This is a genomic window from Aestuariivita boseongensis (genome assembly GCF_001262635.1).
Taxonomy (GTDB): domain Bacteria; phylum Pseudomonadota; class Alphaproteobacteria; order Rhodobacterales; family Rhodobacteraceae; genus Aestuariivita; species Aestuariivita boseongensis.
Genome location: NZ_JXYH01000128.1, coordinates 1 through 546 on the forward strand (window position 1 = coordinate 1; position 546 = coordinate 546).

1 protein-coding gene is annotated in these 546 nt (G+C 57.0%); it reads left to right on the top strand.

Annotated elements, in window-relative coordinates:
- Positions 1–18 precede the first annotated feature (18 nt).
- A partial coding sequence (locus TR61_RS19465; protein WP_157441006.1) for a hypothetical protein occupies positions 19–546 on the top strand: 528 nt, incomplete at its 3' end.

Genomic DNA, 546 nt, shown 5'->3' on the forward strand with positions numbered 1-546 from the left:
GTGGCGATCCGGGCGATCATGAATAACCTCGTTCCGCGCTTGGAAACGGCAACGGGTGCATCGGTCATTCAGTTGGTTGATCTCAACCCCGTGATACCGGAGCGCATCTCGGCGGGTGAAGCTTATGACATCGGCTTAACCAACCCCCCTTACGCTAAGGCGCTCATAAAAGCTGGAAAAGCAGACGGAGCCAGTCACCGAGCTTTTGGACGTGTGCCCCTTGCCGTTGGCCGAAAAGAGAAAACCGAAGGCTCAATCAGAAAAGACGTTGAAACGATCAAAGCCCTTTTGCATGAGGCCGACAGCATCGCCTACACGGGTGCAGGTACAAGTGGCCGCACCTACCTCGATGTGATCGAGCGGCTCGATCTGAATACTGCACTTTTGCCAAAGAGCCTGGCCATGGGTGGTGGCGAGCCGGTCGCATCCGTCGCCGCTGGCCAAGTTGAGCTTGCAGTCGCTCCGCTGACCACGGTGCTTGCAACACCAGGGGTGGTTCCTGCGGCAATCCTACCCGAAGAGCTTGGGACTCATATCGATATGTCG